Here is a 25,651-nt window from a genome sequence, read left to right on the forward strand (position 1 = left end):
CGACGATAAAATGAGAACCTGCTCCAACAAATCAAACGTTGATAAACAAAACTCAGAAAAAAACCTTACGGATTTTTCATTATAATCCGGAAAGTGGTTCCATTCCCTACTTCAGTATGCGCAATTCGGATGTCGCCGTTGTGGTATTCTTTAATCACTCTTTTTGCTAAAGACAAACCTAAGCCCCAACCGCGGCTTTTGGTCGAATATCCTGCTTTGAAAGCGTTTCTTACCTGAAAAGCCGTCATTCCCGAACCGGAATCTTTGAAATCGATTACAATATTTTTATGCTTTTCGAAGAGTTCTATTTCCAATTTACCTTCTCCTTTCATGGCGTCTACAGCGTTTTTCACAATATTTTCAATCACCCAACTCAGCAAAATTCGGTTGTGGGGAATGAGTATATTTTGTTTAGGAAGAATGAGCATGAACCGAACTTTGGTAGATATTCTGGATTTCAGATAATCGAAATTCTGCTGTAAGGTTTCATTAATATTCAAATCGTTCAACTCCGGAACCGAGCCTATTTTAGAAAATCTTTCGGAAATGGTTTTCAAGCGGTTGATGTCGTTTTCAATTTCTTTTACCCCTTCGCTGTTTTCATTTTCCATGCGGAGAATCTCGATCCAGCCGATCATTGAAGAAAGCGGCGTTCCGATTTGATGAGCGGTTTCTTTAGCCAAACCAGCCCAAACATAGCCTTCATCGGTTTTTTTAATCGTCCTTAGAAACCAAAAAGAAAACGAAATATAGGCAATTACCAACAAGCCCAAAATATACGGCGTGTACCGAAGATTATTCAGCACATCGGAGTTCATGTAATACACATATTGGTTGTTTCCATCGGGCATTTGCAACTCGATAGGTTCGTAGGAGCTTTCCATTTTTCTGAGTAAGGAACGCATTTTAGCGTCATCATCTAGAATATTTTCCGGAATATTTTTTTGTAAACCTATAGGTTTTTTGTTTTTGTCGGTCACGATTACCGGAATTGTATTGTTCGTTTCATTGATTTTTAATAACAAATCCAGCGTCATCGGATCTTCGATGATCTGCGCTTCTTGTTGGTATTTCATTGCGGTTGCAAAAAGTCCAATCCGCTTGATTTCTTCTTTTCTTAAAAAATCAATCAAAATCACAGACGCAATCACGACCCCGCCAATTGCCGCGGTGAGCAAAATATAAATAACCCAGTTGTTGATTTTAGAAAAAAAACTTCTTCGTTTCATTGAAATTGCTGATTATTTCAGAACATTTAGGACTTTGTATAAAGCATCACTGATATTGGAACCCTGATAATTGTTGATGATAATGGCGAATACATACTTTTTCCCATCTTTGGAGGTGTGATAGCCTGCAAAGGATTTCGTGTCTTTCATCGTTCCGCTTTTCATTTTCATGCCGTTGCCTTGTGTAGGGAAACCATCAAAAAACTCATTAAACCACTGCTGTTTGCGGCTCCAAAGCAAAGATTGCACTTCGGCTCTGGCGGAAACATAATTTTGTGGAGAAAGCCCGCTTCCATCAGCGAAATTAATCATCGCAGGATTAATGCCTTTGCTTTTCCAAAATTCTTTCAGATAAGAAATTCCTACATCGAAACTTCCTTCATTTTTCTTTGCTTTTCCTAAAGTTTTAATGAAAGTCTCCCCATAAAAGTTGATGCTTTTCCTCATAAACCAATAAACCATTTTGTCTAAAGTCGGCGATTTATATTCTAAAATCACGTTATTTGAAGGCGCATTCGGAATGGTTTTCCCTTTGATTTTCTCAACAGAAACCGAAGTGATAGTTCCATTCCATTCAATTCCCGATTCCTTCAACCATTTCTGAATTTCGCTCCCCAAAGAAAGTGGTGGATTGGGATTCGCTCCGGAAACCGTAATTGCTTTTGCAGGAAGCGTTCCGGTGATTAGTGCGACTTCGGAATACGGCGCAGTGTACACCAAACTTTGATCAGAACTTCCGCCGGTTTTCACATCGTTTATCCATTTTACATTCGGCAAATCAATGTTTAGACTTTTCATTTCTTTACCGTTCATATTGATATCAAACTGATTTTCTCGCCAATTCACGCCCCAAACTCCGGCTCCGTAATAGTTTCCCATATCGTTCCAAGGCCATCCACCAGGAACCTTCTGGAAATCAAAATAAGTATCGTCAATGATCAAATCACCCGAAATTTTGGTAATTCCTTTTGCCTTTATGGCTTCAATTAATTTTGCTTTAAAATTTTCAGGACGATAATTTTCGTAGCGCCAACTTCCCAAAGTAGGATCTCCGTTGGAGTTGATGTAAAGATTTCCAATGAGATTTCCGGACGATAAATTCCCTGTGTAAGAAGCGGTTGTGGTATATTGATAATCCTTTCCTAAAGTTTCTAAAACCGCAGCAGCCGTGAAAATCTTCTGGGTAGAAGCCGTAGAAAGTCCCTGATTTCCGTTGTATTCATAAATAAAATTCCCGGATTCATCGGCAACATACAACGACAAATTCGCCGAATAAGCGGGAGCCGAACTGAGTAAAGATTTGGTAGCAACCTCCAATTTCTGAGCGATATTCTGAGCAAAAAAAAGGGTTGAACTCAGAAGCAGGATGGGAAAAGATTTGTTCATTCTTCTTTTTTATTTTCAAATATAACGAATAATATCTTCGGAAAGTGCCACAGAATCCACATTTTATAGAAACTGCCTTTTCACTTTTATGAAAGATGAACAAAACGATCTTTCATTCCTTGATTTAATCAATTTCATGGCAATAAATTCATATAAATTTCGTATTTTCGTGTAAATAACGATTTTTTGAAGATGGTTTACGATTTAGAACAAGAAAACAAGGAAATCCTCGCTCGGTACAAAGATTTGATTTCCAATACGTACCGCACTTTGGATGAGGAACAAAACAAACTGATCCGAAAAGCGTTTGATATTGCTTTGGATGCCCACAAAGATCAGCGTAGAAAAACCGGCGAACCCTATATTTATCACCCAATTGAAGTGGCGAAAATTGTGGCCAACGAAATCGGTTTAGGTGCAACTTCTATCGCTTGTGCTCTGCTCCACGACGTCATTGAAGATTCCGAATACACTTATGAAGATCTGAACAAAATTTTCGGAAAAAAGATTGCAGATATCGTGAACGGCCTCACCAAAATTTCGGTGATGAACCATCAGAACATCTCCATTCAGTCGGAAAATTACCGTAAACTTTTGCTTACCCTTTCCGAAGATTTCCGCGTTATTTTAATTAAAATTGCAGACCGGCTCCACAATATGCGAACCTTGGAAAGCATGACGCCTGAAAAACAAAAGAAAATCGCTTCGGAAACCGTTTACATTTATGCGCCACTTGCCCATCGTTTGGGACTTTATAACATCAAATCGGAATTGGAGGATTTGTCTTTAAAATTCAACAATCCTGATGTCTATTTTGATATCGTCGAAAGATTGGAACTCGCGAAAGAAAGCAGAGAAAAATACATCGAAGAATTTAAGAAAGAAGTTTCTGAACAGTTGATCAATGAGGGATTAAGCTTCTCGATAAAAGGCCGCGCAAAAGCCATTTCATCGATTTACAGGAAAATGCTGAAACAGGGCGTAACCTTTGATGAAGTATATGACAACTATGCAATTCGAATTATTTACCGTTCGGATGCTAAAAACGAAAAATTCCTTGCCTGGAAAATCTATTCCATCGTAACAGACCTTTATCACAGCAATCCTCAGCGAATGCGCGACTGGATTACCCAACCTCGATCGACCGGATACGAAAGTTTACACCTTACCGTTTTAGGACCTGATAAAAAGTGGATTGAAGTACAAATCCGGTCCGAAAGAATGGACGATATTGCCGAAAAAGGTGTGGCGGCCCATTATAAATACAAAGAAGGATTCCGACAAAACAGCGACGAAAAAAACTTCGAAACTTGGGTTACCGAAATCCGCGAAGTTCTAGAAAACCAACAATCGCTGAGTACTACGGAACTTTTAGATAATATCAAACTGAATCTGTACTCCAAAGAGGTTTTTGTTTTCACGCCAAAAGGGGAAATAAAAATTCTTCCGACCGGTTCCACCGCTTTAGATTTTGCATTTTCAGTGCATTCCGACTTGGGAACCAAATGTCTCGGTGCGAAAGTAAATGGAAAATTAGTTCCCATTTCCTATATTTTGCAAAATGGGGATCAAGTTGATATCCTGTCATCACAAAACCAAAAACCCAAAGCAGATTGGCTTGATTTCGTGGTCACTTCAAAGGCCAAATCGAAGATTAAAGCGATTTTAAATTCTGAAAAAAATCATTTGGTAGAAGAAGGAAAAGAAATTTTGCAAAGAAAAATGCGCCACGCAAAACTGAATTTTAATGATGAGGAAATCAATAAAATGCAGAAATTCTTCAACCTAAAATCTTCGCAGGAATTATTTTTAGGTTTCCAAAATGGTAGTTTGGATATCGGCGACATTAAAAAATACTCTGAAGGGAAAAGCCTTTTCAGCAATATTTTGCAACGTTTCCGAAAATCTCCCAACAAAAATGAGGCCTTCGAAGAAGCTCCGGAAACCAATTTAGATTTGATTGTTTTTGGGAAAGATGAAGAAAAAATGAACTACAGTTTCGCGAAATGTTGTACCGTAATTCCGGGTGATAAAATCTTTGGTTTCATCACTATTTCTGATGGGATAAAAGTCCATAACGATAATTGCCCGAATGCAATTAACTTGCGTGCACAATACGATTATCGGGTTCTTCCCGCAAAATGGGTGAATGAAGAAAGCTTCAAAAACAGAATTAAAATTGAAATCGAGGGCTTAGACAGAATGGGAATGATTAACGATATCACCGCGGTGATCAGTAATTCAATGAACATGGATATGAAAAGTATGTCGATTGAATCCAACAATGGTATTTTCTTGGGAAACATCAATCTAGAAGTGAAAAACAGAAGTCAATTAGAGGAAACTTTCAAACAACTGAAAAATATCAACGGGGTTTCGCGTGTAAAACGACTTTAACAAAAAAAATTAATTAATGCTTATTACTCAACATTTCAAAAAATTTCTACATAATTCACAATCTTCAGGTATTTTACTTATATTCTGCGTTGCCGTTTCCTTGATGGTCGCAAATTCATCACTTGGCAATGCCTTTCAAAATCTGCTCGACACGAAAATAGGCACTGAAATTTTCCACCTAAATTATCCGGTAAGTATTTGGATTAATGATGGTTTGATGGCGATATTCTTTCTGGTTGTCGGTTTAGAAATAAAGCGCGAAATCGTAGAAGGCGAACTTTCCAGTTTTTCGAATGCTTCATTGCCGATTGTTGCTGCACTTGGTGGAATGCTGGTTCCCGCTTTAATATTTTTCCTTTTCAATCAAGGAACCGATTTTGCGAAAGGATGGGCAATTCCGATGGCAACGGATATCGCTTTTTCATTGGCAATCATTTCGATGTTGGGAAAAAAAGTACCGGTATCTCTGAAAATTTTTCTTGCTGCACTTGCTATTGTTGATGATCTGGGCGCAATTGTAGTGATTGCCATTTTTTATACCGACCAAATTCATTGGGATTATTTAGGTTTGAGCGCTTTGATGGTTGTTATTTTAATCATTTTGAACAGATTAAATGTCGTAAAACATATTTTCTATCTTATTCCGGGAGTTTTTCTGTGGTATTTTATGCATCATTCCGGCATTCATGCGACGATCGCAGGCGTTTTGCTGGCTTTTGCGATTCCTACTAATGTTTCGACGACTGAAATTTCACCGCTCGAAAAATTGGAGCAAAAACTCCACTTACCGGTTAACTTTATCATTATGCCGATTTTTGCACTTGCCAATACCAATATTGCATTCAAAAACGGAATGGTAGACGGACTTTTCAGCAATTTCGGTTACGGAATTATTTTGGGACTATTTTTAGGTAAAGTGATCGGCATCAACTTATTTTCCTATATTTTTATCAAACTGAAAATAAGCACATTACCAGACAAAAGTTCGTGGTCTCAAATGATCGGAGTCGGGCTTTTGGCAGGAATTGGTTTTACCATGTCGATTTTCATCGCTTTGCTTTCTTTCAAAGGATTTCCGGAGATTCAGGACGAAGCTAAATTTGCCGTTTTAGTGGCATCTTTACTATCCGGTCTTGTAGGATTTGCCGTGCTTAATTTCTCTTTCAAAAGAAGAAAAGGATTACGGTAAATCTATTTTTTGGCAGTAATCGTGTGCGATTCTTCGGCTTCTTCCATATCTGGCAAAATATTCGGATCAAAATATTGTGCATTCAATTTTACTTCATCCGCGATCATTTTTTCGACTCGAACTTTCTTAATAGCAATGTTTAATTCGTTGCCCAAAAGAATCAAAATGATATTGATATTCACCCAAACCATCACCAAAATAATAGATCCAATCGATCCGTAAAGAACATTATATCTGGCAAAATCTTTAACATAAATCGCGAAAATATAGGTAAGAATCACAAATAAAACTGTGGTAAATACCGCTCCCGGCATTGCTTGTTTAAACGTAGTAATTTTAAGGCAACCCACCCAATAAAAAAGAGCCAGCAAGATAAAATAGAAAATAGGAAAAGAGATAAATCCGATGATTTTCGACATATTATCTACCAACCAGGAAATATTAATTTCAGGGGTGAAGAGTTTCAGGACGACTTCGCTATAATAAATCCCCAATAACGAAGCGATAATGAGAAAAATAAACGCAATGGTAATTACAAATGCTACCAAATATTCCTTTACAGCACCTCTTCTAAGATTGGTATTAAGATTAAACCCATTGATCAAAGAATGCGTTCCGTTCACCGCAAAAATCAATGCAAAAATAATGGTTAAATTACTGATATTCTTCATATTAGGAAGAATAAAAGTTTGAATATAACCGGAAACATCTTTCTGAATATGTGCAGGAAAAATATTATGCATTAAAACCTCAAAAATATAGAACTGAAGCTTGTCGTAATGCGGAAGATAGGGTAATAAAGACAGCAAAAAGAGAATAAAGGGAAACAAACTAAGGAAAAAACTCCACGAAATACTCGCAGCAATTCTACCAATTTGCATTTTGAAAACGCCCTGCCCATAAATCTCAAACATTTTCCATAGCGAAATGCCTAAAAAAGGGATATGAATACTATCAAGAAATTCACGAATTTTGAGAATGAATTGAGGAGTTTTAATGCCCATTAATCTATATTTGCAGAACAAAGATAAGAAATGAGAATTAATTTGGTTTGCATGGGAAAAACTGACGATAAAGAAATCAGCGGGCTTGTAAAATATTATCAAAATCGGCTCCCGAAACACTGGAATTTCGAAATCACTGAAGTCCCGGATGTGAAAAATGCAAAATATCTTTCGCCCGATCTTCTCAAAAAAGAAGAAGCAAAACTGTTCCTCAATCAAACCGAAAATTCCGATTACATCATTTTGCTGGACGAGAAAGGAAAACAGTTCACCAGCCGAGAATTTGCCTCAAAAATCGACACTTGGATGAATGCTTCTGTAAAAAGGATTTCTTTCTTTATCGGTGGCGCTTATGGTTTTTCGGAGGAAATTTATCAACGGGCAAACGAGAAAATGTCTTTATCGAAAATGACTTTCACCCATCAAATGATTCGGCTTTTTTTTGTTGAACAAATCTATCGTGCCGATCAAATTCTTCAAGGAAAACCTTATCACAACGACTAATTTGCTATCCCAAAACCGATACTTCCCTTTTTTTGTGTATTTTTGATTTTATGGATTTATCTCTTAGAACTGTTACGGTGATGCGCTACATTCTTCCACTCCGCGAAGGTGGTTCGTTGCCTGCTTTGGCGGAAGCTGATGATGATTTTAAATATGTTTTAAAATTCCGTGGTGCTGGTCATGGAGTTAAAATGCTGATCTCCGAACTTTTAGGTGGCAAAATCACAGAAGTTCTGGGTTTGAAAATTCCAGAATTGGTTTTTGCGAACCTTGATGTGGACTTCGGCAGAACGGAAGCCGACGAAGAAATTCAGGATTTGCTAAAGTTTTCCGAAGGATTAAATTTGGGTTTACATTTCCTTTCCGGAGCAATTGCTTACGATGCTTCCGTAAAAATAGATCCGCTACTGGCATCGAAAATTGTATGGCTGGATGCATTCATCACCAATATCGATCGTACGTTCAAAAATACCAATCTTTTGCTTTGGCACAAAGAATTGTGGGTGATCGATAACGGGGCATCATTTTATTTCCACCATTCTTGGCAAAACTTCGAGTCCGCAGCGAAAACACCTTTCAAATATGTAAAAGATCACGTTCTGCTTTCTCAGGCTTCGGAACTGGACAAAGCTGATGCCTTTGCAAAATCAGTTTTGAATGATGATGTTTTCCGGGCAATTGTAAATTTAATCCCTGAAGAATGGTTACAATGGAACGACGCCGATGAATCGCCAGAAGAAATACGAGAAATTTATTTTAATTTCCTGAAAACCAGATTAGAAAATTCTGAAATATTTTTAAACGAAGCCAAAAATGCAAGAGGATAAAATTTACGAATACGCGGTAATAAGACTTGTTCCGATGGTTGAGAGAGAAGAATTTTTCAATATCGGTCTCGTATTGTTTTCGAAAAAGGAAAAATACATCCGAATGGAATTTCATTTGTGCCCGAAAAAATTTGAGTTAATGCATTCCAAATTGGATTATGAGGATGTTACAAAAAATCTGGAAAACTTCAAAAATGTTGCAAATGGCGAAAAAGCCGGTGGCGAAATAGGAACTTTGGATATTCCCGAAAGATTCCGCTGGCTGACTGCCGTGAGAAGTTCGGTGATCCAAACCTCGCGGCCTCATCCCGGGAAAACAAAGGATTTAGATGCAACTTTTAACCGTTTATTTGAAGAATTGGTGAAATAAAAACTTTCATTTAATAGACCTCATTATATTTAACACAACGACACGAAGATTATTTTCTTTTCAAACACAATAGGACACAAAGATTTACGGATAAATTAAGAAGTCAGCTTTGTGTCTTAGTAAACCAACGTTGATAAGTTCCCTTCGTGTCTTTGTGATAAAATATACATCATGATTGTATTTATTCTTAATTAAAACTTAGTGTCTTTGTGATAAAATATAAGACCTTCAATCGATTATTTGAATAACTAGTGAGGAATAAATTCCAAAAAATTTAACTTTTAAAAACAAAAAAACGGACTCAAAATAAATTGAATCCGTTTCTTTATCAAAAATATAATTTAAAAACTAAAATTTAATCTTGAAAACACATATCTTCCGTTGAGCCCAAACTGTGAAGTTGATCTGGAATAAATAAATTGATCATTATTCGTAGAAGCAGTAAGATTTTTCGTAGGATAAATATCAAACAAATTGTTTGCACCTAATGTAATACTCAGATTATCAGTAAGTTTATATGCCACAGAAACATCAGTGATGATTTTATCGGTAATCGTTTGATGTTCATTCAAAGATACCACTCCATCGCCATTTGCATCAATAATATCCGGACTGGTAACTTTTCCGAAATAGGTATTTCTAAGATAAAATGTAGCATCTTTCCAAGTGAAACTGTGCGATAAACTCGCCTTAACTTTTGGCACCGCTTCTTCCAGATAAATCCTGGATGCTTCTGAAAAGTAAACGTTCTCTAAATTAGCTGCTTGTAAAGCGCCGGAAGAATGAATATCGCCCACTCGCTTAGTTCTGTTAAGGTTTATCGCAAAATTATTGTCGAGTTTCGCCTCAGAAAATCGTGCGTGATGTGAAACTACCACATCCAAACCTTTCGTTTCAGTATCGATACCATTGGTAAAGAATTGAGCGGAATTCACACCGGATTGATCAAACAATTCAGGAGCAACCGATCTTGGGAACTGGCCTGTAAGAATAATTCGGTTGTCGATCCTTGTAAAAAATCCATCAGCCGTAAAAGTAAGATTTGCCGACGGTATTTTATAGGTAAACCCAACACTCGCAGATTTGGAAGTTTCTTCTTTCAACTTCGGAATTCCCAATAAATGCGCGATTTGCGAATCGTTGCTGAAAGTTCCAACTTCTTTCAAAACCCCATCACTAAACAAAGTTGATGTTACATTATAATAAATTTGATGTATTGAAGGCGCCCTAAATCCGGTAGAACCTGCAAATCTAAAATTAAAATTGTCGGCCAACTTCACTCGTGAAGCTATTTTATAATTAAAAGTAGAGCCAAAATCTGAATAATTTTCATATCTCGCAGCGGCATTTACCAAAAGCCAATTGGTGAAATTCATCTCCAAATCGACATAACCAGCAACAGATTGACGGTTTTTATCCACTGCATTTGCCGGACGGAAACCTCCGAAAACCTGCGAACCTCCGGGAAGTAAATTTCCGAAGAAATCGGTAGGTTTTATGCTGTTTGGCGTGGATGCTGTTTGCGGGTTTCCGTAGATGTCATAAGCGGTATAAGATGCTTCTTCACCAGCAGTAATAAGAAAGTTTTCAAAACGATGTTCCGCTCCGAATGCAGCATTAAAACCTTCTAGAACATCATAATTCTTAGAAAAATCTAAATTAACGGTGTTCTGAGAAAACTTCAGTCCACCTGCATCAAATTCATTTGGTGAGGCAAATCTTAATGAAGTATTTCCGGTATTATTAATGGTATAATCAAATGAGTTTTGGCCAAATGTATTGCTTAAATCTATGTTCCAACCATTCCATTTTCCCTTAATTCCCGCCGCAAGCGAAAGGTCCAAAATATTGGTTCCGATCTCCGGTAAGTAACCATTAGGATAAATCCCGGTAAAGGTTCTGCTTTGATTTGGTCGTCTGTAAAACCCACCGGAAGTTCCATTTCTTAAACTGAAACCTCCAAAAGTGTACACCTTCCAAGTATCACTTATTGGCATTTCGATATTAGCAAAAAACTGATGGTTATTGAGCTTGGATTGCCCAACTTGCATATTGAAATCTTTTCGGTTCAAACCACGGTAAGACAATTCCTGATCCGTAACATTCGCTGCTAATAGACCTTGCAAAGTAGTAATTGTATTGGCATTTTGTATCTGATTCTGGAATTCCTGGGAAAAATAGTTTACCTGTTGCGAATATTGGTGAATATTATCAATGATTTGCTGCGTGTTTGCAGTGTTGTTGATATTACTATAGAGCGAAGAAAGATTTACACCATTATTTAATGCTCGTTGCTCAATCGCGTTGTAAGCATTGTAGATTGCGCCACTTTCCGTTCCGGCTCTTGAAGTTGGATTTCTAAAAGTGGATGCCCAGGTTAGGTTATAAAAACCTCCTTTTTTCCCAATTTTATTACCATAATTAAGGTCAACCTGAATGGTTTGTCCATCAAAATCTCCGGTATGATCGTTAGCTGTAGGAGTTAAATTTCCTCCGTAAGAAACCTGGCCACCCAACTTTCCGGTATCGTTCTTTAAAGCTAAATTGATCACTCCTGCAATTGCATCAGAGCCATACTGCGCTGCAGCTCCATCTCTCAATACTTCAATTTTTTGAATCGCAAAAGACGGAATCGCATTTAAATCTGTACCAACTGTTCCTCTACCTGGACTTCCATTGACGTTCACCAAAGCGGAAGTGTGTCTTCTTTTTCCGTTTACTAAAACCAGAACCTGATCAGGTCCTAAACCTCGCAACTGAGCGGGATCCAAATGATCTGTTCCATCGGCGTTGGTTTGAATCGTTGAGGTAAACGATGGCGCAACTGAATTTAAAATTGCAGAAATATTAGTTTGAGGCAATACCAAAGATTCCTGCTTCAAATTGAAAACATCTACAGGAACCGGACTGTCGATTTTGGATCTTGCTCCATTTCTGGATCCTAAAACAACCACTTCCTCTACATTGCTCACTCTAGTGCTGTCGGTTTGTGCATAGGCATTGGATGCCATAAAAAACAATACCGAAGCCGACAAAATAGTTTTTCTTTTATTCATATAATGATATATTAATTAATGTTTTTTCCAAATTTCGATCCGCAAAAGTAAATCATTTAAATTAGTCTACAAAATAAGTAGACTTTTAATGTAAAAAAAATATTGAAGAGTTTTCAATATCTTTTTTATTTAAAAAATTGCATTTGAGCTTGATTTACAGAGGATTAACTAATTCCTTTTTCCTACAAGATTAGATCTTTGTCAATTTTGCAAACTTAAGAATCAGATTTTTCTCGCCTTCATGCTGGAATTTTACTTTCGCTTTTATATTATCAGGGTCGGTTCCATCAAGGAAAAGCACTTCTCCCACTCCAAAACGGTCATGCCGAACTTGATCACCAACTTCAATATTTTCTGAAGAAGCTCCGCTAGGATTGGTAATTCTAGCAGTTGCAACGGGTTTTAGTTTTTGTGAAGCTGGCAGAGCTTCGCTTCTCTGAATGCTTTTCTTTTCTTCTTTCTTTTTGAAAGATCTTGGTTCGGCAGGTTCATCATCAAAAATATTCGATTTCAAGCCGGAACGATTGATAAAACGAGTTTCTGCAACAGGATTGATAAATTCTAAATGTTGGGCATCCATTTCACTCAAAAACCGCGACGGTTCCGCATTGGTAATTTTTCCCCACTGAAACCTGGAAACTGCATAAGTGAAATATGCCTGTTTTTCGGCTCTGGTTAAAGCCACATAAAACAATCTTCGCTCCTCTTCAAGCTCTTCCCTAGTCGAGGAACTCATGAAACTTGGGAAAAGATTTTCTTCCAAACCAACAAGGTGCACAACTGGAAATTCCAAACCTTTGGAAAGGTGAATCGTCATCAGCGAAACCTGATCTCCTTGTTCGTCTTTATCGGTTTGCGTATCAGCTGACAGCGCGATGTTTTCTAGAAAATTGGCTAATGAAGGATCACCGTCTTCAATTTGTTGTTGTTCTTCGATGAAACCCTGCATGGAGTTCATCAATTCCTGAATATTTTCCACTCGTGAAATTCCTTCGGGTGTTTGATCGTCTTTCAAAAATTTAATCAAACCACTACGTTTGGCCACTTCCATCGCTACATTGTAAGCATTTTCGGTTTTCAGCATTACCTGAAAAGCTTTAATCATCGACCAGAAATCTGAAAGTTTGGTTAAAATTCCGTTATTCAATCCCAATTGTGGGGCATAAATTCCTAAATTATCCAAAACTGAAGACACAGAAACATTCTGCGAATCCGCAAAAACCACTAATTTATTCTGAGTAGTTTCACCGATTCCACGAGTCGGATAATTGATGATTCTGGAAAGCGCTTCATTATCATTTTCATTAATCAAAATTCGTAGATAGGCAATTAAATCCTTTACTTCTTTTCTTTGATAAAAGGAAAGTCCGCCATATACTTTATAAGGAATATTTTTTCTTCTCAACGCATCTTCGAACGCACGAGTTTGAGAGTTGGTACGGTACAATATCGCAAAATCGGTAAATTTTCTTTGCTCGGAATTGTGTTTTTCCCAAATATTCGAAGCCACAAAACTTGCTTCGTCCGCATCAGAAAGAGCACGATAAACTTTAATTTTATCTCCTTCTTCGTTCTCACTGAATACATTTTTCTTAAACTGCTGAACGTTTTTAGAAATCACCACATTAGCAGCATTTACAATATTTTGCGTGGATCGGTAATTTTGTTCCAGCGAAACCGTAACCGCGTCCGGATAATCTTTTTTAAAGTTTAAAATATTATAAATATTCGCACCTCGGAATGAGTAAATGGATTGTGCATCGTCGCCCACCACGCAAATATTTTCAAATTTCGAAGCCAAAGCTTTTACAATCAAATACTGCGAATGGTTGGTATCCTGATACTCATCGACCAAAATGTACCGGAAACGATCCTGATATTTCGCCAAAACTTCCGGAAATCTGGTGAGTAACTCGTTTGTTCTTAAGAGCAAATCATCAAAATCCATCGCACCGTTTTTAAAACAAGCTTCCACATATTTTTGATAAATCAATCCCATATGTTTCATGTTCGCACGTTCATCATTTTCGATGAGTTCGGGATTTCCGAAATACGCTTTCACCGTGATGAGATTGTTTTTGTAATTGGAAATTCGGGACTGAACTTTTTTCGGTTTGTACAAATCCGCATCGATATTATTATCTTTCAACACTTTCCTGATGACATTTAGCGAATCTTGAGAGTCGTAAATCGTAAAATTTGACGGAAAACCCAATAAGTGCGCTTCACTTCTAAGAATCCTTGCAAAAACCGAGTGAAAAGTTCCCATCCAAAGAGATTTCGCTTCACTTTGTCCGACCACTTTTCCAATACGCTCTTTCATCTCTTTTGCTGCTTTGTTGGTAAAAGTAAGCGCAAGAATATTAAATGGATCAACGAGATTGGTGATTAAATGGGCAATGCGCATGGTGAGTACACGGGTTTTGCCGGAACCTGCGCCTGCGAGCACCATCAGCGGGCCTTCCAAAGTGGTTACTGCTTGATATTGTGCTTCATTTAATCCTTTCAAATAATCCATTAGAACAAAATTTTGGGTCACAAATTTAGTGAAATATATACGGAAGTCAAAGTGAAGATCTGCGTCCGAACTGTTAAATTATTTTAATTAAAATCACAAAAAAGCTCCAAATATGGAGCTTTCAATGAGAATTATTTTGATTATTGTTTTCTCAATAATTATTTGATGAGTTGAATATTCACCGCGGAAAAACCTTTCGGGGAACGTTCTTTATCGAAAGAAACTTTGTTTCCTTTTTTCACAGGGTGAGCACAGTTGTTTTCGTGAAAGAAAATATTGTCTTTCGTGCTGTCTTCGGTGATGAAGCCGTAACCTTTATCGCTAAGGAAAGTGATGATTCCTGATTGGATTTTGTCTTCCACAGGAATCGGAGCTGCACCGAGCTGAATATCGTTAAGATCAATTCCTTCGCGGTTTTGATCATCGGGACGGGTTTCTGTAAGTTGCCCGTTTTCATCGACATAAAGAAACATTTCCTCTAAACCTTTTCCCTTATTGTTATTGGTTTTGCGTTCTTCACGCTTAAGAGTTTTCTCTTTTTGTTTCTGTAATTTTTTCTTGAAATTTTCTTTTTTTGAGAAAGAATCTGCCATATATTATAATCGTATTTAAGTTTGTTTTAGTTGCTATTCGGTTTAATTATTGACACCAGTATACCGAAAAATCTGCGGGTGATAATGTATAAAAGCAACTGCGAAAAAACGATAACTGAGTAAGAAAAATTTAGAATTCTAAACGGTAATAGAGTAAGCAAAGGCAGCAGCCTTTTATAAATTATAGTGCAAATATACAATAATTAATCGGAGCACACAAAAAGACTGTAAATTGCTGTGATACGGAAACTATAAAATTTAGTATTCAGATAATTTATAACTAACATAATGTAACAAATACTTAGTTCATAAGACTAATAACCTAAATTTTAAAAATAATATGAAAAAACGACTCCTTTCTGCTGCTGCCGTTTCGTTCCTTGGAATGATCATCAACGCACAGCAAATTAAATTCGAGGAATATGATCTTCCTAACGGACTGCACGTAATTCTTCATCAGGACAACACTGCGCCTGTGGTGACAACCGGTGTAATGTATCATGTAGGCGCCAAAGATGAAGCTGTTGGCAGAACCGGTATGGCGCACTTTTTTGAACATTTGCTTTTCGAGGGAACCAAAAACATTAAACGCGGCGACTGGTTCAAAATCGTTTCCTCTAACGGCGGAACCAACAATGCAAACACCACCAACGACAGAACTTATTACTATGAAACTTTCCCGTCGAATAACGAACAGCTTGGTTTGTGGATGGAAAGCGAAAGAATGAAAAGCGGCACTGTAAACCAAATTGGTGTAGACACCCAAAGAGAAGTTGTAAAGGAAGAAAAGCGCCTCAGAATGGATAACCAACCCTACGGAAATCTTTTCACAGCAGTGCAGAATAATCTTTTCACCAAACACCCTTATCACTGGTCAACCATCGGTTCCATGGAGGATTTGAATGCCGCTACCCTATCAGAATTTCAGGATTTTTATAAAAAATTCTATGTTCCGAACAATGCAACTTTAGTTGTAGCCGGCGACATAAAACCTGAGCAGACCAAAAAATGGATTCTCGAATATTACGGCGACATTCCAAAAGGAAAGTTGTACCCAAAAAATTTCCCGAAAGATGAACCGATTACAAAGGAAAAAGAAGTAACAGTTACTGATAAAAATATTCAGCTTCCGGCCTATGTTTTTGCGTACAGAACACCTTCGAACAAAGAAAAAGATGCTTATATTCTTGATATGCTGTCTTCTTACTTAAGCAACGGGAAATCATCTGTTCTTTATAAAAAACTGGTAGATCAAGAGAAAAAAGCGCTTCAGGTTCAGGCTTTCAACCAAGGTTTGGAAGATGCAGGAATCTTTGCATTCTTCGCCATTCCTATGGGTTCTACAGCTAAAAACACGCTTCAAAGCGATATTGACGCTGAAATTAAAAAACTTCAGACTACATTAATTTCTGAGGAAGATTACCAGAAACTTCAGAACCAGTTCGAAAATCAGTTTGTAAACTCAAACTCTTCAATTCAGGGAATCGCAAGTTCTTTGGCGACCAACCACGTATTGATGGGCGACACCAATCTCATCAATAAAGAACTGGACATTTACCGTTCTGTATCAAGACAAGATATTATGAATGCCGCAAAAAAATACCTTAACCCAAACCAAAGAATCATCATCAATTACTTACCTGAAAAAAAATAATCCATGAAATACAACTTTAAATATATCGCGGCCGCATTTTTAATTTCAGGAATGCTGTCTGCACAAAAAATCAATAAGGACGAAATGCCTAAACCAGGCCCTACTCCTACAATCAACATAACGAAACCGAAAACTTTCACCCTGAAAAACGGACTTACCGTAATGGTGGTTGAAAACAATAAATTACCAAGGGTAAACATGAGCCTTTCTATAGACAGGCCGCCGGTTTACGAAGGTAAAATTGTGGGTGTGAGCCAAATTATGGCAGATCAGCTCGGCAGCGGTACAACATCAATGAGTAAAGAAGATTTCAACAAGAAAATTGATTTTCTTGGGGCAAATTTAAACTTCTCTTCAGCCGGTGCAAATGCCAACACGCTTTCGAAATATTTCCCTCAGGTTTTAGGTTTGATGGCGGATGCGATTGTAAACCCTAAATTTTCTGAAACAGAAGTAAAAAACTCAAAAGACAGAATGATCGAAGGTTTGAAAGCCGACGAGAAAAACGCAAGTTCAATTGCGAACCGCGTTTCAACCGCGCTTACGTACGGAAAAAACACTTCCAGAGGTGAGTTTGAAACTGAGGAAAGTATCAAAAACATTCAGCTGGCTGATGTACAGAATACGTACAGCAAATATTACACACCAAATAACGCCTATCTGGTTGTGGTTGGTGACGTGAAATTCAACGAGGCTAAAAAAATGATTGAAAAAGCATTTTCAGGCTGGAAAAAATCGAGCACAACTTTCAGTCCGTTAGAACCAGCTTCTAATGTTGCTGCAACAGAGATTAATGTTGTCGATGTTCCAACCGCGGTTCAGTCGGTGGTGTCGGTCGGAAACATCAATAATCTGAAGATGAGCGATCCTAACTATTTCTCGTCAATGATCGCCAATTACATTTTAGGCGGCGGCGGTGAAGCGAGACTTTTTATGAATCTTCGGGAGAAAAACGGATTTACGTATGGCGCTTATTCATCAATGACTGCAAGTAAATATTCTCCAAGTTTTTCTGCAAACTCAAGCGTAAGAAATGAAGTTACCGATAAAGCGGTAAAAGAATTCATGAACGAGCTGAATGCGATTTCTAAAGTAACACCTGAGGAACTCGCCAATGCAAAAGCGAAACTGAAGGGAGATTTCATCCGTTCTCTTGAAAGACCGGAAACGATCGCGAGATTTGCGCTTAACGAAAAAGTGCAGAATCTGCCTGCAGATTTCTATGCAAATTACCTTAAATCCATAGATAAAGTAACGGCAGCTGATGTTTCTGCAGCAGTAAAAAGTACGATAATGCCTAATCAAAGCAGAATTTTTGTTGCTGGTAAAGCAGCTGATATTGCTGAAGGTCTTGAAAAATTAGGTTATCCGGTGAAATATTATGACACCGAAGCAAATCCCACGGCAAAACCGTCAACCCAGAAAATGGATGCCGGAATTACGTTAGCTACGGTTGCCGACAAATACATCGATGCAATCGGAGGTTTATCTGCAGTACAGAAAGTAAATTCTATCACCACAGATGCTTCTGCAAAAGTACAGGGTATGGATCTCGATATGAATATGATTCAGGCGAAAGGCGGGAAAATGAAAATGGAAATTAAAATGATGGGCAACACCTTCCAGAAGATTGTTTTCGACGGAAAAGAAGGCTACATGGAAATGCAGGGACAGAAATCCCCACTGCCAGACGATTCTAAAAAAGAACTTGCCGACGCAAAGGAACTTTTCCCAGAATTAAATTTCGCTAAATCCGCAGATTACAAATTAGCCGGAATTGAAAAATTCGAGGATGAAGATGCTTACGTAGTAAAGAAAGATAAAAACAATTATTATTACAGCGTAAAAACAGGCATGAAACTGGGCGAGACCAAAATGCAGAAAGGTCCTCAGGGAGAAATGACCGTTCCTACTATTTTCGGTGATTACAAAGTAGTTTCAGGTGTAAAACTTCCGTACAAAATGTCGCAGAATATGGGCGGAATGCCGGTAGATTTCACCGTGAAGTCTTACCAGATCAACCAGTCCAAAGATTCAGACTTCAAATAACTTTAATTTAATTATTTATAAAAAACGGCAGCGGGAGTTGCCGTTTTTTGTCTTAAAAAACGTCATCTTTTAAGGAAATCAGAAAGTTATCAACGACAGTTATTACAAAAGGCACAATAATTGTAAATATTTTTACATCAATCAAAAAAAATAAAAAGCCATGTCAGAAAATATACTTTCTATAGAAGATCTGAAATTTTTGGAAAAACTTCATTCTCATTACGGCCTAGAATTTATAAGATTTGATGATGCCGGAATTAAAATCAACAATCAGGATCTTCTTAATGATGATCTTTCGAAAACCGATCATTTCAACCTTTTAAATGAAATTTCGAAAAAACTTTAGTACAGATTAAATTCTAATTTCCAGATGAATTTTACAAGTTCTTTTAATTTCGATGTAGTTCGCGTTTAAACTATCACTTTCATATAACACACAAAAAAGACAAACTTCATGGTTTGTCTTTTACTTTTCTAGCTTTAAATAAAAAATTTATTCAGTCAACTGATGGAGTTTATCAACCACTTCATCTATTTCGAATGGTTTTGCGATAAAAGCGTTGGCACCAGACTGTATTGCGGTATGCTCTAACCCTCGGCTGGCCGACATCATGACCACGGGAATATTCTTCGTGGTTTCATTTTCTTTTAACTTTTTACAAATATCTCTGCCATCTTCGCCGGAAAGCCACATGTCGAGCAGGATAACATCCGGTTTAGACACCGATTCTACATAATTCATTATTTCGGATCCGCGTTCGAACGCATTTACTTCGAAACCTTCAAAATCAAGCATTAATCCTAGAGAATCAAGGATCGCTACATCGTCATCTACAATTACTATTTTTTTTGAATTCATGTTGATTAGATTTAATTTCGTACTAAAGGAAGAGAAAAAGAAAATGTAGATCCTTTTCCTAAAATACTATTGACCCAAATTTTCCCGCCAGAGCGTTCCACGATTTGTGCCGCGATATACAAGCCCAAACCTAATCCCGGAAACGTACTTTCCTCATCGCCACTTACCCGATAATATTGTTCGAAAACGTGGTCTTTTTTATCAGGCGGCATTCCTATTCCGAAGTCTTTCACTGTAAAAATAATGTCGTTGCCTTTATGCTCAGTTTCCACAATGATGCGATCTGCATCGGGGGAATATTTAATCGCATTTGACATTAAATTCGTCATCACCTGCCCTATACGCTCCCGATCAGCAAAAACCGTACCTTCTTTTTCGCCATAAATTTCTATTTTATGGTAGGTTGACATTTGCATTTCTTCTGCTATTTCCATCACAACTGTTTGGAAATTAAAATGGGTTTGGTTCAGGTGAATTTTGCCGGAGTTAATTTTAGTTACATCCAATAAATCTCCGATTAACGAAGTGAGTTTCACGACTTGCAAATCCATTTTTTTAGCGAAATCAGCATTTTTTTCATCGCCGGTTTTTCTGAGCATTCTTTCCAAAACTTGGGCATATAATTTCAATGAAGTCAAAGGCGTTTTCAGTTCATGACTTGCGATTCCTAAAAACGTATCTTTCTGTTTCACTAGATTTTTAAATTCAGTAATATCGGTACTGGTTCCAATCCATTTGCAAAATTCACCATCTTTGAAAAATGGAGTTCCCGTGGTAAGATACCAGATATATTCATTCTTTTCGCGGTCGAACATTCTGTACTCCAACTCGAATTGTTTTGGATCCTCCGAAATATCTCGCCAAACTTTCGCAACGCTAGGCAAATCATCCGGATGAACGATTTTAGTAAAATCAAATTTGTCGATTTCATCAATCGTTAAATTAAGCAATCTCAACAGATTAGCATTTCCATAATCTAATTTCCCGGTAGGACCTGCACTCCAAACCATATGTGGCATTGCGTTGGCAAAATTTCGGTATTCATCTTCGGCGGATTCTGCTATTTTCCTAGCATTGATTAATTCTGTTACATTTACGGCTACATTTATGATTGCATATACCTTTCCATCGGCATCACGCATCGGTTTGTAGGAAAAATTGTAATAAAAAGTTTGTAAAACCCCATCCACAAATAAATCTACACGATCTTCCTGTGAGAAATAGGGTATTCCTGTTCTGTAAACGTTTTTTAGAATATCAATAAATGGTTGCCCCTGAAGTTCCGGCAAAGCATTCTGTAAGGTCTTACCAATTACCGTTTTGTCTTTTCCCCAGGTTTTAATCATTTGATCATTGGCAAATTCTATAATTAAATCTTCTCCTTTATAAATGGCCGTGGAATAATCCGAAGATTCTACAAGTTCCTTGAAACGGAGTTCACTTTCCCATAATTTCTTCTCAGAAAGAACCTTATCAGTAACTTCTGTAGCAACCACACTGACTCCAATAATATTTTCATCATTAAAAATTGGTGAGTACAGAAAATCGAAATAGCAATCGGTTAAAATACCATTTTTCTCTAATTTAGCCAGCATATTGTTTCCTTTATAGGGCTTTCCTGATCGATAAACTTCCTGCAAAATCTTGGGAAACTCTTGATCCTTAATTTCGGGAAGTGCTTCCAGTAGTGGCAACCCAATAACGGACTCGCTTTTACCCCATAAATCCAGGATCTGCTGGTTGGCAATTTCTACCACCTGATTTTCTCCCATCAACATTGCTAATGCGATCGGTGCTTGACCAAAAAGTGTAGTTAAAGATTCAAAACTCACTTGGTGCTGAAGAAAATTTTTCATACTTGCGAATTTATAAAAAAAATAGGCTGATGACCACTAATATCCTATGTCCGATAAGAAATAATTATAAAATTTCTTTTCATAAATAATAGTTACTAGATGACATTTGCTGCTAACGAAAATAGACCTACTTTAATGTTTTATATTTGAAAATATTAATTATATTTGCACTTCTTAAACTTCGAACAAAAAATGAGCACAATATTTACATTATTCATGATTCTGATCATGATTGCGAGTATCTTACTAATCATCATCATCATGGCACAAAACCCAAAAGGTGGAGGCTTATCCGGAACTTTCGGTGGAACCTCATCTGCTCAGTTTGGAGTACAACGTACCAATGATTTCATGGAAAAAGCGACTTGGACTTTAGGAAGCGCAATTATAATTCTTATTTTACTAAGTGTTATTCTTACTGGGAAACCTAGCACCACGGTTCCAACTGCTCCGGTAAAAACAGAAGCTCCAGCTCCACAAACAGCGCCTGCTACAAACAGCCCTGCAACTGCTCCGGTCAATACTCAGGCTCCAGCAGGAAATTAGCATTACGCTTTACACAACAAACAAAACGGCTTAGTAATTCTAAGCCGTTTTGTTTATGATTTTATTCAAAGTTTCGCTCTTTTATTCCCCAGTATTGATCCTGATGCTGGAAGAACAAACACTCAATCCAGCTGTCCAAATACATTTTGGATAATATTTCATCATCGATTTCAGAAAAACTTGTTTTGAAAAAATCTTCGCTGATTTTCAAATTTTTTCGGTTCAAAATCATCACATTTTCCTCCGAAAAAAAAGGATAATTTTTAATGTCTGAATTTGTTGTTAGAATTTTTTTTCCGGATGCCAATGCTTCAAATGTTCGAATTGTTAAACCATTTTGAAAAGGTTTATTAATATCCAAAACGGAAAAAGATTGGCTATAAATTTCAGCAATTTCGGCGTGTTTCAGTTTGGTAAAACTAAGTTTTTTGATGTCAAAATGTTGCAAATTCCGATCGAATAACCGCTTCAACAAAAATGCAGTTCTTCCTGGAGCATAGTAATAAAAAAACGTTTTCAAATGATGTCGCTCCGCAATTTCCCGAACCTTTTCACCGATTGCGTAACGGTCGGTATGCGCAGTTCCGATAAAGGTTATATCATACTTTTGTTCTTTTATTTCTCGGATATTTTTGTAATCATCAATAAAAAACAAAGGCCGAAAATGCAGATCAAAACGTTTAGCATCACGTGGTTCAAAAGTGAAATTTTTATCAAAAAAAGGATAGAGTTTTTTGAATTTTGGATACTCATCACCTGCGTCGTAGGAATAGAAAATTTTCTCAGCCAACGGATTTATATCTCGAAAAGCATCAAGAAAGAAAAACGGAATGCTTTCGCCTTTTATTAATAAGAAAAAATCATATTTTTTTGTTGAAATTTCCACCAAAATTTTGCGATAATAGCGGTTTATTCTTCTTTGATACCAACCGCTATTTACGCGGATAATTCCTTTAGACAAAAGAGAATCCGATGGTCTTTCGTTATAAAAATCTACTTCAGCTCCCCATTTTTTCAATCGTTCGATAATCGCTTTTTCGTAACCGAAAAAATGGGCTGAAATGAACAATATTTTTTTTCCTGTCAGATTCATGTTTTCAGGAAACCCTTTTGTTTCATTTCTTGCAATGAAGCTTCAAAATCATTTTCCAAAACCGGCTGTTTCAAAACCCATTGGGTGAAAGCTTGCATTCCTTGCGAAAAACTAACCTTAGGTTCATAATGCAAAAGGTTTTTCATTAAATAAATATCTGCGAAATTGTGGCGGATATCGCCAATTCTGAAATTTCCGGTTACCGAAACTGTGACGTCTTTCTGATATTCTTCTACAAGATTTTCTGCCACAGATTTTACAGTGGTTGCAATTCCGGTTCCTATATTGATGGTTTGGTTATTTGCGGCATCCATTTCCAAACTTCTTATCGTAGCTTCTACGACATCTTCGATGTTGATGAAATCCCTTGTAGGCAAACCATCTTCAAAAATATTGATGTACTTTCCATTCAAAATTTGCGAAGAAAATATCGACAAAATACCAGTATAGGGATTGATAAGCGATTGCCCAAATCCATACACATTTTGGTAACGCAGAATCACATAATCAACGGCTATCGTTGGACAAACGAGTTTTACCATTTGTTCCTGCTGCAGCTTTGTGAGTCCGTAAAACGAAGTTGGATGAAGTTTAGAATCTTCAGAAGTTGGAAGTGGCTTCATGATTTCACCTTTTTCATCGGTCATTTCGAAGATTCCTTTTTCCATAAAATCCGTTCTTCGGTTGCTAGGATACACAATCTTCGCAGATGAATCCTGGTATTTACCTTCACCATATACCGCTCTGGAAGACGCTAAGACAAATTTCTTTACACCATTTTTTTTATTAACTAAAACATCAAGAATAAGCGCTGTTCCCGAAACATTCACCCTGTTATATCTTTCGATTTCATACATCGACTGACCGGTTCCAGTTTCTGCCGCCAAGTGTAAAATCGCATCTTGGTTTTCTATGGATTTTTCGAGGTCAATCCTATTCGAAACATCCCCTTTAATGAATTTTACTTTCCCTAAAATACGTTGATAAAGCGGTGAATTCTTCTCGGGATTTTCACTGTGAATCTGCTCTGAAAGGGAATCTAATACCGTCACTGAATAGCCACGATCAATCAATTTCAGTGCAAGTGAACTTCCGATGAACCCGGCTCCACCAGTAATTAATATGTTTTTCAATTTATCCACTTATTTTCTCCCAGATTTGAGTTTCCTGGTTATATTTTTTTATGATTTTCGCTGGCGAACCTACAATAACACAATAATCCGGGAAAACCCCTTTCACCACAGAATTAGCACCTACAACGCATTGTTTTCCCAACACGGTTCCGGGCATAATTGCGGCGCCCATTCCTATAAAACAATTTTCTCCGATGGTTGTTTCTTTAACGGTAATTTTTTGTTTTACAACATGTTTTCCAATTTCGGTGTAATCATGATCGATATTGGTGATGAAAACATTGGCTAAAATCAGCGAACGCTTCCCTATTTTTAGTTGACCAGCGGAAGTAATGTGCACATTCTGAGAAATCACCACATCATCTTCTATTTCGATGGTTCCTCCGTTTTGGGTTTCCATTCTTAGGTGCGGAAGAATTCTCACTTTTTTTCCAATAATAATATTCCGGATTCCTTTCAGGAAAACAGGTTTCCCAAGATATGAAGGCATCCCAAACTTGCCAAAAAAAGGTGCATAACACAACGCTCTGATTCCCCAAAGTATTTTATCCATCATAGTTTTGCTCTTATTGGCCTCACAATATATTTTAATTTGGAAAATACAAAATAAAAAAGATATTGCAACAAATTAATCCGTTTATTTCGATACATTTCCGAAATATTTTTCTGGATGCCTTTCTCCATTTCTTTTAAATTCGCAGAAAGTCCCGAAAACCCGAAAGATTTTTTGCCATTTCCTGCGATTACAAGTTTTTCAGGAAGTAGAAACATCGAGTTGTTTTCGCTGATTCTCATCCAATAATTGGCATCTTCGGAATATCTTTGTCGTTCATCAAAAAAGCCCGTATTCTCCAGAATTTTCTTTTTAAAAATTGCCGTAGAAGTTTGCCCGGTCACTTTAAATAATAATTTGTTCAGATTTATAGCAACTAGACCATTACCACCAATTGCATACGGAAAACTTACTTTTTCATCGTTCCATAAAGATGTAATAAAATCCACCCGAAAATTCTTATTTACAAGATATTTCATCTGTCTATCGGTTTTTTCCGGAAGCCATTCGTCATCGGAATCGAGCAAAGCAATGTAATCTCCTTTTGCGATTTTCAGTCCTGCATTTCTAGCTTTGGAAACTCCGCCGTTTTCCTGATTAATCAATTGAATTGGCATTTCTGGATTTTTTTGTCGGTAATTTTCAAGAATTTCTCCACTTCGATCTGTGGAACCATCATTAATGACAATGATTTCAAACTCGCCTTTCCAGGTTTGTTTTTTAATGGAATCAAGGCATTTTTCGATGCTTTCTTCGGCATTATAAACGGGAATAATCACAGAAATCACCATTGAAATTTGTTTAAAATCTTAAAAACCACAAATTACAAAAAAGC

The 25,651-nt window shown here is 37.2% G+C and carries 21 protein-coding genes; 9 read left to right on the forward strand and 12 right to left on the reverse strand.

All coding sequences use genetic code 11. The annotated features are described in order from the left end of the window. Positions 1-65: 65 nt before the first annotated feature. A complete protein-coding gene (locus H0S70_RS05340) occupies positions 66-1,229 on the reverse strand; it encodes a sensor histidine kinase (RefSeq protein WP_188321959.1) in 1,164 nt (387 codons plus the stop codon). A gap of 12 nt (positions 1,230-1,241) precedes the next feature. Then, entirely contained in the window at positions 1,242-2,615 is a 1,374-nt protein-coding gene (dacB, locus tag H0S70_RS05345; protein ID WP_188321960.1) for a D-alanyl-D-alanine carboxypeptidase/D-alanyl-D-alanine endopeptidase, read from the reverse strand. A gap of 192 nt (positions 2,616-2,807) precedes the next feature. Between dacB and H0S70_RS05350 the strand changes: the two genes are divergently transcribed. Both H0S70_RS05350 and nhaA read left to right on the forward strand, forming a co-directional pair. Further along, positions 2,808-5,012 carry a RelA/SpoT family protein gene (locus H0S70_RS05350; RefSeq protein ID WP_188321961.1) on the forward strand — a complete coding sequence of 735 codons (2,205 nt, stop codon included), beginning with the start codon at positions 2,808-2,810 and terminating at the stop codon, positions 5,010-5,012. A 16-nt stretch (positions 5,013-5,028) separates the two neighbouring features. Beyond that, on the forward strand, positions 5,029-6,201 hold the full coding sequence (nhaA, locus tag H0S70_RS05355; protein WP_188321962.1) for a Na+/H+ antiporter NhaA: 1,173 nt from the start codon (positions 5,029-5,031) through the stop codon (positions 6,199-6,201). A 2-nt stretch (positions 6,202-6,203) separates the two neighbouring features. Here nhaA and H0S70_RS05360 read toward each other — a convergent pair whose 3' ends face one another. Next, complete coding sequence (locus H0S70_RS05360; RefSeq protein WP_188321963.1) at positions 6,204-7,205, reverse strand: YihY/virulence factor BrkB family protein; 1,002 nt, start codon at positions 7,203-7,205, stop codon at positions 6,204-6,206. Between the two features lie 30 nt (positions 7,206-7,235). Here H0S70_RS05360 and H0S70_RS05365 point away from each other — a divergent pair, with 30 nt between their 5' ends. The 3 genes from H0S70_RS05365 to H0S70_RS05375 are packed head-to-tail and all read left to right on the forward strand — an operon-like array spanning position 7,236 to position 8,906. After that, on the forward strand, positions 7,236-7,709 hold the full coding sequence (locus H0S70_RS05365; RefSeq protein ID WP_031502979.1) for a 23S rRNA (pseudouridine(1915)-N(3))-methyltransferase RlmH: 474 nt from the start codon (positions 7,236-7,238) through the stop codon (positions 7,707-7,709). A 50-nt stretch (positions 7,710-7,759) separates the two neighbouring features. Next, positions 7,760-8,536 (forward strand): HipA family kinase, encoded by a 777-nt coding sequence (locus tag H0S70_RS05370; RefSeq protein ID WP_123248073.1) that lies wholly within the window; start codon positions 7,760-7,762, stop codon positions 8,534-8,536. Then, positions 8,523-8,906, forward strand: a complete 384-nt coding sequence (locus H0S70_RS05375) for a DUF3037 domain-containing protein (protein ID WP_188321964.1) — start codon at positions 8,523-8,525, stop codon at positions 8,904-8,906. The genes H0S70_RS05370 and H0S70_RS05375 overlap by 14 nt, the downstream gene beginning before the upstream one ends. A 341-nt stretch (positions 8,907-9,247) precedes the next feature. Here H0S70_RS05375 and H0S70_RS05380 read toward each other — a convergent pair whose 3' ends face one another. The 3 genes from H0S70_RS05380 to H0S70_RS05390 form a co-directional block, all read right to left on the reverse strand. After that, entirely contained in the window at positions 9,248-11,962 is a 2,715-nt protein-coding gene (locus tag H0S70_RS05380) for a TonB-dependent receptor plug domain-containing protein (protein WP_188321965.1), read from the reverse strand. Positions 11,963-12,152: 190 nt separating this feature from the next. Then, positions 12,153-14,480 carry an ATP-dependent helicase gene (locus H0S70_RS05385; RefSeq protein ID WP_188321966.1) on the reverse strand — a complete coding sequence of 776 codons (2,328 nt, stop codon included), beginning with the start codon at positions 14,478-14,480 and terminating at the stop codon, positions 12,153-12,155. Between the two features lie 158 nt (positions 14,481-14,638). Further along, the gene (locus H0S70_RS05390; protein WP_188321967.1) at positions 14,639-15,073 is read right to left on the reverse strand and encodes a cold-shock protein; all 435 of its coding nucleotides are present in this window, start codon (positions 15,071-15,073) and stop codon (positions 14,639-14,641) included. A gap of 340 nt (positions 15,074-15,413) precedes the next feature. Between H0S70_RS05390 and H0S70_RS05395 the strand changes: the two genes are divergently transcribed. From H0S70_RS05395 to H0S70_RS05405, 3 genes are all read left to right on the forward strand, one after another. Further along, positions 15,414-16,727: a M16 family metallopeptidase gene (locus H0S70_RS05395; protein ID WP_188321968.1), complete on the forward strand. Its 1,314-nt coding sequence runs from the start codon at positions 15,414-15,416 to the stop codon at positions 16,725-16,727. Between the two features lie 3 nt (positions 16,728-16,730). Then, positions 16,731-18,776 (forward strand): M16 family metallopeptidase, encoded by a 2,046-nt coding sequence (locus H0S70_RS05400; RefSeq protein ID WP_188321969.1) that lies wholly within the window; start codon positions 16,731-16,733, stop codon positions 18,774-18,776. Positions 18,777-18,936: 160 nt separating this feature from the next. Next, positions 18,937-19,122 (forward strand): hypothetical protein, encoded by a 186-nt coding sequence (locus H0S70_RS05405; RefSeq protein ID WP_188321970.1) that lies wholly within the window; start codon positions 18,937-18,939, stop codon positions 19,120-19,122. A gap of 147 nt (positions 19,123-19,269) precedes the next feature. On the opposite strand, the gene H0S70_RS05410 is transcribed toward H0S70_RS05405, so the two are convergent. Then, positions 19,270-19,635: a response regulator gene (locus tag H0S70_RS05410; RefSeq protein ID WP_188321971.1), complete on the reverse strand. Its 366-nt coding sequence runs from the start codon at positions 19,633-19,635 to the stop codon at positions 19,270-19,272. Positions 19,636-19,646: 11 nt separating this feature from the next. Next, the gene (locus H0S70_RS05415; RefSeq protein ID WP_188321972.1) at positions 19,647-21,491 is read right to left on the reverse strand and encodes a PAS domain-containing sensor histidine kinase; all 1,845 of its coding nucleotides are present in this window, start codon (positions 21,489-21,491) and stop codon (positions 19,647-19,649) included. Between the two features lie 192 nt (positions 21,492-21,683). On the opposite strand from H0S70_RS05415, the gene secG reads away from it, so the two are divergent. Then, entirely contained in the window at positions 21,684-22,037 is a 354-nt protein-coding gene (gene secG / locus H0S70_RS05420; protein ID WP_188321973.1) for a preprotein translocase subunit SecG, read from the forward strand. Positions 22,038-22,098: 61 nt separating this feature from the next. Here secG and H0S70_RS05425 read toward each other — a convergent pair whose 3' ends face one another. Genes H0S70_RS05425 through H0S70_RS05440 form a run of 4 tightly spaced genes read right to left on the reverse strand, consistent with a single transcriptional unit; the run spans position 22,099 to position 25,607 of the window. Continuing rightward, positions 22,099-23,130 (reverse strand): CgeB family protein, encoded by a 1,032-nt coding sequence (locus tag H0S70_RS05425; protein ID WP_188321974.1) that lies wholly within the window; start codon positions 23,128-23,130, stop codon positions 22,099-22,101. Further along, positions 23,127-24,263, reverse strand: coding sequence for an NAD-dependent epimerase/dehydratase family protein (locus H0S70_RS05430; RefSeq protein WP_188321975.1), 1,137 nt, complete (start codon positions 24,261-24,263; stop codon positions 23,127-23,129). Before H0S70_RS05430 ends, H0S70_RS05425 begins: the two co-directional genes overlap by 4 nt. A gap of 1 nt (position 24,264) precedes the next feature. Then, on the reverse strand, positions 24,265-24,819 hold the full coding sequence (locus H0S70_RS05435) for an acyltransferase (RefSeq protein ID WP_188321976.1): 555 nt from the start codon (positions 24,817-24,819) through the stop codon (positions 24,265-24,267). Further along, positions 24,816-25,607 carry a glycosyltransferase family 2 protein gene (locus H0S70_RS05440; RefSeq protein ID WP_188321977.1) on the reverse strand — a complete coding sequence of 264 codons (792 nt, stop codon included), beginning with the start codon at positions 25,605-25,607 and terminating at the stop codon, positions 24,816-24,818. The genes H0S70_RS05435 and H0S70_RS05440 overlap by 4 nt, the downstream gene beginning before the upstream one ends. Between the last annotated feature and the right edge of the window lie 44 nt (positions 25,608-25,651).

Source organism: Chryseobacterium manosquense (assembly GCF_014623485.1).
Classification (GTDB): domain Bacteria; phylum Bacteroidota; class Bacteroidia; order Flavobacteriales; family Weeksellaceae; genus Kaistella; species Kaistella haifensis.